Genomic DNA, 13,330 nt, shown 5'->3' on the forward strand with positions numbered 1-13,330 from the left:
CCGGCAGGTGATCGCGGTGGACGGTAAGACCCTGCGAGGCGCCCGCTCGGGCGACGGCCGGCAGGTGCATCTGCTGTCCGCGCTGGACACCACCACCGGAATCGTGATCGCGCAGGTCACCGTAGACACGAAGTCGAACGAGATCACCTCGTTCGTGCCACTTCTCGACGCCGTCGAAAAGGTCCTCGGCACCCTCACCGGAGTGCTGTTCACCGCCGGCGCCCTGCACACCCGGACCGGCCACGCCGAACAGACCGCCGCCCGCAAGGCGTACCTGCCGGTCCAGGTGAAAGATAACCAGCCGACCCTGTTCAAACAGCTCAAGCAACTGCCCCGGGCACAGATCCCCGTCGGGGACCAGACCCGCGACCGCGGTCACGGCCGGCGCGAGACCCACACCGTCAAAGCCGTCACCGTCGCCACACCCGGCGGCATCGGCTTCCCCCACGCCGAACAGGCCATCCGGATCACGCGGACCCGCATCGTCGCCGGCCAGACCAGCCGCGAGACCACCCACCTGACCGTGTCCCCGCCCGCCCGCCGGCCACACCACGGCCCGCAACCTGCAAACCTGGATCCGCCGACACCGGCACATCAAGAACCGCCTCCACCACGTCCGCGACATGACTTTCCGTGAAGATCTACATCAAGCCCGGGCCAACAACGGACCCGCCGTCATCGCAACCCTGCGTAACACCGCGATCGGCTGGCACCGCGCGAACGGAGCGACCAATATCGCCCGACCTACCCGCCAGGCCAACCGCCAATCACACAACCTGATCATCGCCGTGACCAGCAGTTACCCGACTATGCAATGACCCTGGGACATGACCACCGAGGGGGATTGGAAGGGACATAACACGGACTACACTGCGATCTTCGGCAGAGGTATCCATCTCGCTACCCGATGAGGAGACCGCGATATGTCGAAGAAGGCGTTGATCGACCGTTGGGCGGCGGGGGAAGGCGCGGCTACTAGACGCGAGATCTCCCGTCGGCTGGCGGACGGTACGCCTCTCGACGACCTGGATCTGCCCGAGTTCGAAGGCCGCGCCGACCTTCGAGGACTCCGCATTGAGAATGCGGTCCTCGAAGGAGCCGGCCTCGTCTCGGCCGACCTGAGTCATGCCTCACTGCGAGGATCCCGGATCGTCGATGCTGACTTCTCCCGGTGTCGGCTCGACGACTCGGACCTCTCCGATGTCACCGTCCAGGAGTGCTCCTTCTCCGACTGTTCGATACGCCGATCTGATCTTCGAGAGTCACTCGTGGCCGACAGCTCGTTCGACCACGTCGACTTCTCCGCTGTCAAATGGGGACATTTCTCGGCGGAGCGGTCCATGTTCGCGGAGTGCGCTTTCTCGGACGTCGTGAAGGCGGACTTCACCCATTGTTCGTTCCAAGGTGGAAGGTTCTCCGGACGTCTGAGGGAAGTTCGTTTCGTAGGAAGAGGTATGGCGGAGATCGGTACGCCGGCGGTTCTCCGGAGCGTGGTGTTCGCCTCCGGCGAATTCCGGTACGCCGAGTTCGACGGCATGGAACTTCAGAACGTCGGTTTCCTGGAGAGCGACCGATTGATCGTCATCCCGGAGGGCTTCCAGGCAGTGGCCGAGCGTGCGGGCGCCAACTCGATGATTCGCGGAGATCAGATCGGCAAGGATTTCCGGCGATTCCTCTCCCGCGAGTCCGTTCAGCGCCCCGGACTGAGCGCGACCGCCGGGTGGGTCGTCGGCCGGCAGGACTTGGCAGCCGACTTCCCGGGCGGAGAGGAGTTGGCCACCTTCGCCGTCGAAACCCTCTATGAGGCACAGCGTCAGCTTCGCGAGGAGAGGCTGATCTGAACCTGCGTCCCGATCCGGTCGAGAAGGTGGAGGACGGTGCGGCGACCGGTGGCAGCGGTGGGCGACCCGGTGCGATATAGGCGGCGTTGGACCACCTGTCGACCATCACGCCGTGCTCGGGCGAGAACGGGACTGCCCTCTCCCACGTCCGGGCCGGAACGGTCTCGGGGAGCGGGAGAGGGCAGTGGGTCGCGCTTAGGCGGTGCGGTGTGGTGTCTGGGAGGGGTAGGTCGTATTCCTGAAAAGCATTCGGAAAACGACCTACCTCGCCCCGGGAGCGGTCAGGCGAAGAGCTTGGCGGCGGTGATCAGCGTCTGGATGATGCCGTAGCCGAGCAGGACGGTGACCAGGAGCCAGGAGGCGACCAGTCGCGCGGTGGAGGTCTTCATGCGGGGGTCTCCTTCTTCTTCTTTTCGGCCTCGGTCTCGGCGTCTGCCTTCGGCTCGGCCTCGGCCATTGCGGCCTCGGGGGCCTTCGGCTCGACCTCTGCCTCGGGCTTGACCTCGGCGGCCTCGGCTACCTCGGCTTCGGGCTCAGCGACCTCGGCCTCGGCGGTCTCGGGCTCAGCGACCGCGACCCCGGCCTCGGGCTCGGTTTCGGTCTCGGCAGCCTCAGACTCGGCAACCTCGGCGTCGGCCACGGGCGAAGGCTTCGCTTCGATGACCTCGGCTTCAGCTTCGGCCTCGACCTTGGCGGTCTCGGGCTCGGGGTCGGCGACCGGGGCCGCGGTCGCCTCCGGAGCGGCCGTGGGCAGCGGGCCCGTCGGCTCGTGGAACTTCGCCGGGACCGGCTTGACCAGCAGGTTGGCGATGAAGCCGATGGCCAGCACGCCGACCATCGTCAGCAGGGCCGGCTGGTAGGCCGACGCCGTCAGGGTGCCGGGCTTGCCCTGGCTGTCCAGGAAGCCGTTGACGATCAGCGGGCCGGCGATGCCCGCCGCGGACCACGCCGTCAGCAGGCGGCCGTGGATGGCGCCGACCTGGAACGTGCCGAACAGGTCGCGCAGGTACGCCGGGATGGTGGCGAATCCGCCGCCGTAGAACGACAGGATCACGCCGGCCAGCAGGACGAACAGCGGGATGGCGTTGCTGCCGACGGTGGCCAGCAGCAGGTACATGACCATGCCGGCGCCCAGGTAGATCATGTAGATGGGCTTGCGGCCGATGATGTCCGAGGTGGACGACCAGACGAAGCGGCCGCCCATGTTGAACAGCGACAGCAGGCCGACGAAGCCGCCCGCCGCGGCGACTGCCACGGCCGAGGTGCCGTTCTCACGGAAGAAGTCCTGGATCATCGGGCTGGCCTGCTCGAGGATGCCGATGCCGGCGGTCACGTTGCAGAACAGGACGATCCAGAGCAGCCAGAACGAGCGGGTCTTCACGGCGTTCGCCGCGGAGACGTGCGCGGTGGTGATCATCGGCTTGGACTTGACCGTCGAGGGGTCCCAGCCTTCGGGGCGCCAGCCGGGTGCCGGGACCCGGATGGTGGCGACACCGAACATCATGATCACGAAGTAGGCGCCGCCGAGCGTCAGGAACAGCAGCAGCAGGGCGTGGCCGGAGGCGACCGAGGTGGCCACCGTCGGGTCGTAGCCGCTGTCGTAGAACGAGAGCAGCTGGCGGGACGCGGGGCTCGCCAGGAGCGCGCCACCACCGAAGCCCATGATCGCCATGCCGGTGGCGAGTCCGGGGCGGTCCGGGAACCACTTGATCAGGGTGGATACCGGGGAGATGTAGCCGATGCCCAGGCCGATGCCGCCGAGCACGCCGTAGCCCAGGTAGAGCAGCCACAGCTGCTGGGTGGCGATGCCGAGAGCACCGACGAGGAAGCCGAGCGCCCAGAAGCAGGCGGAGACGAACATGGCCTTACGCGGGCCGTTCTTCTCCACCCAGGTGCCACCGACGGCGGCGGACAGGCCCAGCATCACGATCGCGATGCTGAAGATGACGCCGATCGCGGTCTGGCTGGCGTCGAAGTGGGCGATGAAGGAGTTCTTGTAGACGCTCGTCGAGTACACCTGGCCGATGCACAGGTGCACGGAGAGCGCTGCCGGCGGGATCAACCACCGGCTGTAGCCCGCCGGGGCGGTCGTATGTTCACGGTCGAGGGCGGTGAGTAGAGACACTCGGCGCCTCCCTTGTTTTACCTGGTAGGGGGAGCGATCGAGCGCATTCGATCATAAAATGTGGTGTTACGCCAGTTCTCAACCTGAAGCCCGGATTACCGATCGGGAGGTCGCACCATCACGACTTCCTGGAGGTGGGGTCCATGGCGGGTAAACCCGCGCTGCTGCGTCGCCGCGGCGTGGCCATCACGGCGGGCGCGGTCGCGCTGATCGCCGCTGTGGTGACTGCGCTCGTGCTCAACTCCGGCCCGGCGGCCGCGACCTGGAAGACCCTCAACGGCACTCCCACCTGCGACTGTGTGCTCAAGAACAGCGAGGACAACACCTACCGCGCGGTCTTCGGTTACACGGTCGGCGGAAGCGTCACCGGCACCATCGCGGCGGGCGACAACAATCAGGTCACGTTGGCCGGCGGCACCACCGCGACCGAGGCGGACGTGACCACCAAGTTCAAGCCGGGTACGCACAAGGCGTCGTTCGCGACCGGCTGGGTCAGTGCCACGACGACCGTCACGTGGAAGGTCGGCGGCAAGAGCGTCTCCGCCACCTGGAAACGGCCCACCTGTGGCAACGACGTCAGTCTGCCGGCCGGCGGCAACGGCTCGGGCCCGCTGATCGTGCTGGCGTTCGCCGGTGTCGCCGCGGTGGTGGTGGCCGTGTGGCGCCGGCGCCGGGCGGCGGCCGGCCCTCGATGATGCGCAGCGTGCTGGCGATCGGGGCGCACCCCGACGACATCGAGCTGGGCTGTGGGGGCACCCTCGCCGCGCACCGGGCGGCGGGGGACGCGGTGACGATGCTGGTGATCACCGGCGGGCAGAACGGTCCCGGGCCGGTGGGGTTCCGGCGGGCGGAGGCTGAGGCGGCGGCCCGGAACCTGGACTGTCTGCTGCGCTGGGGGCCGTTGGAGGACTGCGCGGTGGCGCCCGATGCGGCGACCGTGGCGGTGATCGAGGCGGCGATCCGGGACACCGATGCTGACGTGGTGTACGTGCACGCACCGGACGATTCGCATCAGGATCACCGGGCGGTGGCGGCCGCGGCGATCTCCGCGGCCCGGCACAGTCGGCGGATCCTGCACTACCGGAGTCCGTCCACGACCCGGTTCGAACCGTCCGTCTTCGTGGACATCTCCGCGTACCTGAATAGGAAGATCGACGCTTTGGCCTGTCACCACAGCCAGGTGGAGAACTCGGCGATGGTGGACCCCGAGGTGGTGGCGGCCTCGGCCCGGCATTTCGGGGCGCAGGCCCGGGTGCGGTACGCGGAGGCGTTCGTCCCGGCGCGGTTCGTCTGGGATCTGGCCCCACCGATCGTGGCACCTTTGTCGGAGATTTCGGGACTCGAGGCCCGGGTGGCGGTATGAGCTATCGGGGACGTCATCATCGTGTGGCGTCCCCGACCCACTTCCGGTGGGGCTTGGCGCGACATGCCGCCATATTCACCATCACTTGCGCATTTTTCGGAGTAAACCCGACACTTGCTGGCATCGCCACCGTCCTCAACGTCGTCTTCCTCCTCTTCTTCTTCAGGCACCTCGGCTTCGCGATCGCCGCCGCCCGCTGGGCCGAACGCGACATCAACGCACCCCTGATCGGCGCCTTCACCCCGTCGGTCGCCGTCCTCGTCGCCTGCAAGGACGAGGAACTCGTCGTCGACGGCATGGTCGCCGCCCTGCTCGGCCTCGACTATCCCCGCCACCAGTTGACCGTGGTCGTCGTCGACGACGCCTCCACCGACGGCACCGGCGAGCGCCTCGACGCCTGGACCGTCGTCGATCCCCGCCTGCGCGTCCTGCACCGCGAACCCGGTGCCGGCGGCGGCAAGTCCGGTGCCCTCAACGACGCCCTCGCCCTGGTCGACGCGGAGATCGCCGTCATCTTCGACGCCGACCACCAGCCCGAACCCGACGTGCTGCGCCGCCTGGTCCGGCACTTCCGCGAACCGAAGGTCGGCGCGGTCATGGGCCGCTGCGTGGTCCGCAACGGCATCGAGTCGCCGCTGGCCGGCACCATCTTCATCGACTACCTGTCCGGCTACCTGGTCAACGAGTACGGCCGGCAGGCCCTGTTCGAGCTGCCCGCCTACGGGGGCGCCAACTGCGCCGTCCGGACCACGCTGATCCGCGGCCTGGGCGGCTGGAACCCGCACACCGTCACCGAGGACACCGACCTCACGCTGCGGTTGCTGCTCGACGGGTACCGGGTCCGGTACGACCCGTCGGCCGTCGACTTCGAGGAGGCCGTCCTCTCCTCCCGGCGATTCTGGAAACAGCGGTACCGCTGGGCCCGCGGACACCAGAAATGCCTGCGGGACTATTGGCGCCCGATTCTGCGCACCCGTCATCTGACGCTGATGGAGAAGCTCGAGTCGATGCTGTTCCTCTGGGTTTACCACGTACCCGTGCTGTGTGGTCTGGGTCTGCTTTTGATCCTGCTCCGTGCGGTCGGGATCGGTGGCTCGTCGCCGATGCACATGGTTGCCCTGTCCGCGTTGCTGTTCGCCGGGCCGTTCACCGAGCTGGCGGTGGGGCTGGTGCTCGGGCGGGTCGAACGCCGGGCGGTGTGGATGCTCGTCGGGTTCATCCCGGCGTTCGGCATGTCGATCCTGACCGCGACGGCCGCCTACTTCGACGGGATGTGGGGCAGGGCCTACAGCTGGTCCAAGACCGCCCGATCCGGTGCCACCTCCACGATTGCACCGATCGCCCGCGCGGAGGTCGCCGAACTGGGCACACTGAGGGAAGCGGCGTGATGAGCGCGACTGCCCGCCGGCGCCGGCTCGTCCTGCTCGAGATGGCGGTTGCGGTCGCGTTCTGCGTAGGCGGTTATGTCCTGTACATCGACCCGGTCCGGCGTTTCGAGGTCACGCTGGCCTCCTCGATCATCGAGTTGATGGGCGTCGACCGGATCTCCGGCGCGCTCGGCGACTCGTTCGTCGTCTTCGGCCCCGGGTTCGAGCCGGTGGTGGCCGAGATGACCGGTTCCTGCTCGATCCTCGCCAGTGTGCTCGCCCTGGCGGCGCTCGCCCTGGTGGCGCTCCGGGAACGGCCGCAGGCACTGGCCGGTCTGGCGGTGGCGAGCGTGTTCGTCCTGGCCGCCAACCAGGTGCGGCTGATCCTCTCGCTGCTGGCCGGCCGGTACCTGGCGGTGGACGCGCTGGTGTTCTTCCACGACTGGGTCGGTGCGGCGCTGAACTTCGCGTACACGCTTGTCGGTTTGCTGATCATGATCGGAATGACGATGTATGACGCGGAACGTGCCGAACAGGATGCCGCCGGTCGGCACACGGCCGACCGTCCGACGGCGTGGGCGCGTCCGGGCCTGGGGCATCGGATGAACGCCGCACCGGTCGACGAGCAGGCCGCCCCGATCGTGGAACCAAGGGTGCAGAAGGTGCAGATCGCCGCGATGATGCACCGCCGTCTGCTGCCGAAGGCCCTCTCCCGCCGTCTCGCCAAACGCCGCGAGCAGCGCCGCATCGACTACCGGGTGGGTCACGAGGAACCCGCCCGCCGGGTGGCGATCATCCGGGAGCTGGCCGAGAAGGGTCTGGGGGTGCACACCGCGACGCTGCTGGCGGTGGCCACCTACGAGACCGACCCGATGGTGCTGGACGCGCTCGCCGACGCGGTGGCGGCCCGCCAGTGGGAGCCGGTGGCCGGCGCCGACGTGATCGCGGTGCGCCTGTGGGCCCGGGCCTGGCTGATGCGGCCGACTCATCAGGAGATTCCGGATAGGCCGGACAGCGGCCGGCTCATCGCGGTCACCGGCGCGGGCGGTCCGGCCGGCGTCGCGGTGATCCGGGCCCTGCAAGCCCGCGGCGACCGGATCCTGGCACTGGACGCCAACCCCGACGCGGTCGGCCTGCGTCTGACGGCCCTGCAAGCGGTCCTTCCCAAAGCCAACCATGCGGGGTACGCGGAGAAGCTCCTCGAAGTAGTCGACCGGCATCGGCCGTCAGCCCTGGTCTGCACGGTCGCCGAGGAGTACGGCGCGATCGCCCCGCTCTGCCCGCAACTGGGCGAACGCGGCACCCTGACCTGGCTCCCGGACCTGGCCGCCGCCGAGAGCTGCCTCGACAAGGTCGCGTTCGCGCAGGTGCTGCACGCCGCCGGGGTCCCGCACCCGGCGACCGCCTGGACCCTGGCCACCATCATGAAGGTCCCCGGCCCGTGGGTGATCAAGCCGTCCCGCGGCCGGGGCAGCCGCGACGTCGTGCTGGTGGACCACCCCGGCGACCTGGCGCACGCGTTCACCACCGTCCCCGGCGCGATCGTGCAGACCCGCCTCGACGGCCGCGAGTTCACCGCCGACGCGCTGGTCGGCCGGGACGGGACCCTGCTGGCCTGCGTTCCGCGCTGGCGCGACGAGACCCGCGGCGGCATCTCGGTCCGCGGCACCACGTTCACCTCGGTCGCGGTCACCGAAGTGGTCGCGGCGACCCTGCGGGCGGTCGGCCTGACCGGGCCGGCCAACGTGCAGGGGTTCGTCGACGACGACGGCGAGGCGACCATCGTGGAGGTCAACCCGCGGTTCTCCGGTGGCCTCCCACTGACCCTGGCGGCCGGCGCCGATGTGGTGGGCACCTACGTCGACGGCATCCTCGACCCGGACGCCGACCTGCCCGTCCTCGGCTTCCGCCCGGACGTGCGGATGGCCCGGCATTTCAGCGAGGTCTACTACACCGCCGGCGGCACACCCGTCCCCGACCCGCTGGCCGGCGGCACACCCGTCTCCGGCCCGCCGGCCGGCGGCACACCCGTCCCCGGCCCGCCGGCCGGCGGCATGCCCGTTTCTCTCCCGCCGGCCGTGCCCGCCTCCGACCATGCGCTGACGACCGTCGTCGGGCCGGCCTCCGAACTGGCCGGCGTACCCGCCTTCGCCTTCGCCCACGCGACCGACGGCGCCGGCCGATGAACCGCCGCATCGTCCTGGCGTTCGGCACCCGCCCCGAAGTGATCAAACTGGCGCCGGTGGCCGCCGCCCTGCGCGCCGCCGGCCACCGGGTCCTCGCCGTCGACACCGGCCAGCACGCCGACGCCGCGATGAGCGCCGACGTCCAGGACACCCTCGGACTGACCGCCGACCTGCGGCTCACCCTGCCGCCCGGCCCGGACCGGCTCGGCGCCCTCGTCTCCGGCGCGGTCCGCACCCTCGCCGCCCACCCCGCCGACCTGGTGCTGACCCTCGGCGACACGCACACCGTCCCCGCGTACGCGCTGGCCGCCCGCAACACCGGCATCCCGTTCGCGCACCTCGAAGCCGGCCTGCGCAGCTTCAACCCGCGCAGCGTCGAAGAGGTCAACCGCCGGGTCGCCGCGGCCACCGCGCAGATCCACTTCGCGCCGACCGCCCGGGCCGCCACGTTCCTCGCCGACGAAGGCGTACCCGCGCGCCGGATCTTCGTCGTCGGCAACCCCGTGATCGACACCCTGCGCCTGCGCGGGGTCACCCCGGTCCCACCGGCCGTGCGCACCGGCGTGCTGGTGACCGCGCACCGCGCCTCCAACGTCGACGACCCGGACCGGCTGGCCCGTCTCACCGACCTGATCGGCCGGCTCGCCGAGATCGGCCCGGTCCGGTTCCCGGTGCACCCGCGGACCCGGGCCCGCCTGCGCGAGCACGGCCTCGAGGCCCGGCTGGCGACCGCCGAGGAACCGCTGCCGTACGACCGGCTGCTGCACGCGCTCGCCCACGCCAGGGTGGTCGTCACCGACTCCGGCGGGCTCCAGGAGGAAGCCGCGTACCTCGGCGTGCCGGCCGTCGTGCTGCGCCGGTCCACGCCACGATGGGAAGGCGTGGAGACCGGCGCCGCCGTCCTGACCGGCATCGGCAGTGACACCGAAGCCGACCGGGCGCTGCGGGCCGCGCAGCGCCTGAGCACCCCGGACGAACTGGAACGGATCGCGGCGCTGCCCTGCCCGTACGGCGACGGCCACACCGGCGGGAAGGTCGCGGCGATCCTGGCGGACCCGGCCCTCGACCCGTTGCTCGCCCTGGACGAGCCGGACTACACCGACGGCACGCTGCCCTGGACCGTGGCATGAACCCGGCCCCGGCAGGAGTGGTCGTCGACCTCGACGACACGATCTTCCCGCAGTCCTCCTACCTGTACGGTGCGTCCCGCGCGGTGGGACGGGCGGGGGCGGTCCTGGCGGGACTCGACCCGGTCCGGCTGTCCCGCCTGGTCCGTCGCCAACTCGTGGCCGGTTCGGACCGGGGCGGCACCATCGACCGGGCCCTCGGCGACTACGGACTCGACGCCGATGAGGCCACGGGCCTGGTGCCGGCCCTGGTCGCAGCCTTCACGACCTATCGTCCGCGGCGGCTGCCGGCTTATCCGGGAGCACTGACGGCACTGGCAGCCCTGGCGGAACGCTTCCCGGTCGCCTGTCTCACCGACGGCAACCCGGTCATCCAGCGCGCGAAACTCGCCGCGACCGGGCTCACCGGATTCTTCACGGCGGTCGTCATCACCGACGAACTGGGCGGCCGCACCCACCGCAAACCGCACCCGTCGGGCCTGCTCCATGCGGCTCAGGCCCTGGGCGCGGACCCGGCCGACCTGGTCGTCATCGGCGACCGCCCCGCGAAGGACACCGCCGTCGCGGCGTCGCTGGGGGCGCGTTCGATCCGGGTGTGCACCGGCGAATACGCCGACGTCCCGGACGACCCCGCGGCCACCGTCGTGGCCGCGGACCTGCCGGCGGCTGCGGCTCTGTTGATTTCGTGACGCTCTTCGGCGTACGCGTGAAGGCTCACCGGCCGCAACCGGGTTCCATGGATCACGAGACCGTCCGCACAAGGGCCTGGCGGGCGGTGGGTCAGGGGCGTGGGGTGGGCAGGACGGACAGCTCGGGGATGTAGGCGTCGTTGCGCATGTCGAGGACGTTCAGGATCAGGTCTGCCAGGGTCTCCGGCTGGATGCAGTCGGCCGGGTCGAACGGGCGGCCGAACGCGGAACGTACCTCGCGCAGCAGACCCGTTGCGGTGCCGCCCGGGAAGACGGAGGTCACGCGTACCCCATGCGGGGCCTCCTCCTGCCGCAGGGCGTCGGCCACCTCGCGGAGCGCCGCCTTGCTCGCCGTGTAGGCCGACCAACGGGGCACCGCGTGCAGGCCGGGCGTCGCGTTGACGAAGACGACGTGACCGGCCGCGGCACGCAATGCCGGGAGGTACAGCCGGGTGATCTCTGCGGCGGCTGCCACGTTGACGGTCAGCGTGTCGTGCCACAGCGGGTACGACGATTCCGCGACCGGGGCCACCTCCGCGATGCCGGCACAGTGGATCACGGCGTCCAGGCGGCCGAGCCGGGGCAGGGACTCCGCGAAGCGGGACGGGGCGCGCAGGTCGACCACCAGCGGCGTTGTCCCGGGCGCGGGGTCGTGCCGTGCTGGTGATCCGTCGGAGGCCGGCAGCGGAGTCATTCCGGGCACCGCGTCGCACAAGGCCTGGAGCGCGGACCCGTCACGGGCGGCGGCCAGGACGGCCCAGCCCCGATCCGCGGCCGCCCGCACCAGCGCGCCACCGATCCCGCCCGTGGCGCCCGTGATCAGAACGGTTCGGGTCATGGGCGGGCCGTCAGTCGGCGCTCTCGCGGCTGGACCGGTGGATGGTGCGCTCGTTGAGGCGCGCGCCCGGGAACGTCCGCTCCAGCGCCTTGCGGGTGGCCGGCCAGCTGTCCAGCTCGCCCAGCGGATAGGAAGCCAGGCCGGCCTGCAGGCTCACCCGGGTCAGGCGGTAACTCTGCGGGTTCTCGCCCTGGAACCAGCCGGTGGTGTGCACGACCCGGATCTGCCGGATCCGGTCCGGGGCCAACGATTCCACGGTGTCGTCGGCCCGCCGGAGCCACACGATGCCCGGCCTGGCCGGGTCGGTCCACATCCGTACGACGGTGCGGTAGTGCCGCCACCAGGAGCGGATCGCCAGGGCCGCCCAGATCAGGTGGGCCAGCACGACGAGGGCCGTGACCGGGGCGGCGACCGTGATCGACGAGGTCAGCAGGAACAGGTCGAGCGGCACGAAGCAGGAGAGGGCGAACAGGTAGACGTCGCGGGCCACCCATCCGCCGGGACTGGTCTGGCTCCACAGTTCGCGTTCTCCCGCTGGCCCCATGTCGTCCATCATCGATGCCCGGACCGGGCTCGCACCAGCGCCTCCGAGTCGGGTAGACGTCAGCCGCCGGTGTTGACGAACTCGGGATGATCCAGAAGGAATTGCGGGACGGTGTTGGTGCGGACGGCGGTGAAGAAGTCGGCGACCTCGGGTTCGAACTCCTCGCCGGCGTACGAGCCGTTGACGGAGACCCCGTGGCCGGGCAGGGCGACGGTCACCATGTTCTGGGTGCGCAGGTGCCGTAGTGCCACGGCCCATTCCGTCACGTCGTGGCCGCCGCCGGAGAAGGTCAGCGACTTGCCGGCCGCGTCCATCACCCGCAGCAGTTTCGACGGGTTCGTCACCATGTCCTTGCTGAGTGCCTGCTCGGCTATCGCCCGGATGAACTGCTGCTGGTGGCGCTGGCGGTCGTAGTCGCCGTTCGGCAGGTGGTACCGCTGCCGGACGTAGTCGAGCGCCTCCCACGCCTGCAGGTGATAGGTGCCGATCTTGTACACCTTCTGTTCCCCGTAGTAGGGGTGGTCGCAGGTGTTGTCGGCGCAGTGGGACAGCCGGTCGCGGGGTTTGCCGTCCGGTTTGAGGTGTTCGGAGGGGACCTCCTGGTCGACGGTCATGGTGACGCCGCCCATCGCCTCGACGATGTCCTTGAAGCCGCCGAAGTCGATGATCGCACCGGCGTCGAACTTCTTGATCCCGGTGACCTGGCCGAGGGTCTTCACCAGGTGCTGGAAACCCTGGTTGGTGTCCGGCAGGTCGGAGCCGGGGACCCGGCTGCCCAGCGACATCGAGCCGTTGATCTTGCCGTGATGGGCGCTCAGTTCGGCCTTCTCCGAGGCGGGGATCTGTACGTACAGGTCGCGGGGGATGGAGAAGATGTACGCCTGGTCGAGCCCGGCCGGGATGTGCGCCACCAGGATCGAGTCGGAGCGGGGCGCCTCGGTGGCGTTGCGGGGGTCGATGCCGACCATCAGGATGTTCAGCGGCCCCTCGATGTCCGACTCCGGCTCTTCCGGGCCTTTCGCCGGGACCTCCACGAAAAGGGTGTCGTCCTGGACTGATCCGATCCGGGCATACACCGCCTGCTCGGCGGCGAGTGCGCCGCCGCTCGCCAGCATGAGCAGGAGACCGGTGATCAGATAGAAGACGATCCATAGCGGAAAACGGTGTTTCGTGGTTTCTGACACGTGACTCTCCCCGCGCGGCACGACCTCGCGCATGGTCGCACAGTGTGTCAACCGCACTGCCGCCCC

At 69.9% G+C, this 13,330-nt stretch carries 13 protein-coding genes; 8 read left to right on the forward strand and 5 right to left on the reverse strand.

Features of this window, described 5'->3' with window-relative positions; genetic code table 11:
• Both QSK32_RS34695 and QSK32_RS34700 read left to right on the forward strand, forming a co-directional pair.
• Window positions 1-637 (forward strand): ISAs1 family transposase (locus tag QSK32_RS34695; RefSeq protein ID WP_285474273.1); only part of this gene is annotated, 637 nt, incomplete at its 5' end.
• A gap of 286 nt (window positions 638-923) precedes the next feature.
• Window positions 924-1,841, forward strand: a complete 918-nt coding sequence (locus QSK32_RS34700; RefSeq protein ID WP_285474274.1) for a pentapeptide repeat-containing protein — start codon at window positions 924-926, stop codon at window positions 1,839-1,841.
• Window positions 1,842-2,122: 281 nt separating this feature from the next.
• Here QSK32_RS34700 and QSK32_RS45785 read toward each other — a convergent pair whose 3' ends face one another.
• Together QSK32_RS45785 and QSK32_RS34705 are read right to left on the reverse strand one after the other, a co-directional pair.
• Window positions 2,123-2,230 (reverse strand): MFS transporter small subunit, encoded by a 108-nt coding sequence (locus QSK32_RS45785; protein ID WP_425394694.1) that lies wholly within the window; start codon window positions 2,228-2,230, stop codon window positions 2,123-2,125.
• Window positions 2,227-3,966: an OFA family MFS transporter gene (locus QSK32_RS34705; RefSeq protein ID WP_285474275.1), complete on the reverse strand. Its 1,740-nt coding sequence runs from the start codon at window positions 3,964-3,966 to the stop codon at window positions 2,227-2,229. Before QSK32_RS34705 ends, QSK32_RS45785 begins: the two co-directional genes overlap by 4 nt.
• Before the next feature lie 143 nt (window positions 3,967-4,109).
• Here QSK32_RS34705 and QSK32_RS34710 point away from each other — a divergent pair, with 143 nt between their 5' ends.
• The 6 genes from QSK32_RS34710 to QSK32_RS34735 are packed head-to-tail and all read left to right on the forward strand — an operon-like array spanning window position 4,110 to window position 10,698.
• Entirely contained in the window at window positions 4,110-4,661 is a 552-nt protein-coding gene (locus tag QSK32_RS34710) for a hypothetical protein (RefSeq protein ID WP_285474276.1), read from the forward strand.
• Window positions 4,625-5,329, forward strand: a complete 705-nt coding sequence (locus tag QSK32_RS34715; protein ID WP_245674340.1) for a PIG-L deacetylase family protein — start codon at window positions 4,625-4,627, stop codon at window positions 5,327-5,329. The genes QSK32_RS34710 and QSK32_RS34715 overlap by 37 nt, the downstream gene beginning before the upstream one ends.
• A gap of 53 nt (window positions 5,330-5,382) precedes the next feature.
• The gene (locus QSK32_RS34720) at window positions 5,383-6,717 is read left to right on the forward strand and encodes a glycosyltransferase family 2 protein (protein WP_285474277.1); all 1,335 of its coding nucleotides are present in this window, start codon (window positions 5,383-5,385) and stop codon (window positions 6,715-6,717) included.
• Window positions 6,717-8,882, forward strand: a complete 2,166-nt coding sequence (locus QSK32_RS34725; RefSeq protein ID WP_285474278.1) for an ATP-grasp domain-containing protein — start codon at window positions 6,717-6,719, stop codon at window positions 8,880-8,882. The genes QSK32_RS34720 and QSK32_RS34725 overlap by 1 nt, the downstream gene beginning before the upstream one ends.
• On the forward strand, window positions 8,879-10,012 hold the full coding sequence (gene wecB, locus QSK32_RS34730) for a non-hydrolyzing UDP-N-acetylglucosamine 2-epimerase (RefSeq protein ID WP_045747916.1): 1,134 nt from the start codon (window positions 8,879-8,881) through the stop codon (window positions 10,010-10,012). Before QSK32_RS34725 ends, wecB begins: the two co-directional genes overlap by 4 nt.
• A complete protein-coding gene (locus tag QSK32_RS34735; protein ID WP_045747917.1) occupies window positions 10,009-10,698 on the forward strand; it encodes an HAD family hydrolase in 690 nt (229 codons plus the stop codon). The genes wecB and QSK32_RS34735 overlap by 4 nt, the downstream gene beginning before the upstream one ends.
• Window positions 10,699-10,789: 91 nt before the next feature.
• Here QSK32_RS34735 and QSK32_RS34740 read toward each other — a convergent pair whose 3' ends face one another.
• From QSK32_RS34740 to QSK32_RS34750, 3 genes are read right to left on the reverse strand one after another with little or no spacing between them, the layout of a single operon-like run.
• Entirely contained in the window at window positions 10,790-11,536 is a 747-nt protein-coding gene (locus QSK32_RS34740) for an SDR family NAD(P)-dependent oxidoreductase (RefSeq protein WP_285474279.1), read from the reverse strand.
• A gap of 10 nt (window positions 11,537-11,546) precedes the next feature.
• Window positions 11,547-12,080 carry a hypothetical protein gene (locus QSK32_RS34745; RefSeq protein ID WP_285474280.1) on the reverse strand — a complete coding sequence of 178 codons (534 nt, stop codon included), beginning with the start codon at window positions 12,078-12,080 and terminating at the stop codon, window positions 11,547-11,549.
• A 59-nt stretch (window positions 12,081-12,139) separates the two neighbouring features.
• A complete protein-coding gene (locus QSK32_RS34750) occupies window positions 12,140-13,297 on the reverse strand; it encodes an LCP family protein (RefSeq protein ID WP_245674342.1) in 1,158 nt (385 codons plus the stop codon).
• Between the last annotated feature and the right edge of the window lie 33 nt (window positions 13,298-13,330).

The sequence above is a fragment of the Actinoplanes sp. NBRC 101535 genome, assembly GCF_030269225.1.
Lineage (GTDB): Bacteria > Actinomycetota > Actinomycetes > Mycobacteriales > Micromonosporaceae > Actinoplanes > Actinoplanes rectilineatus.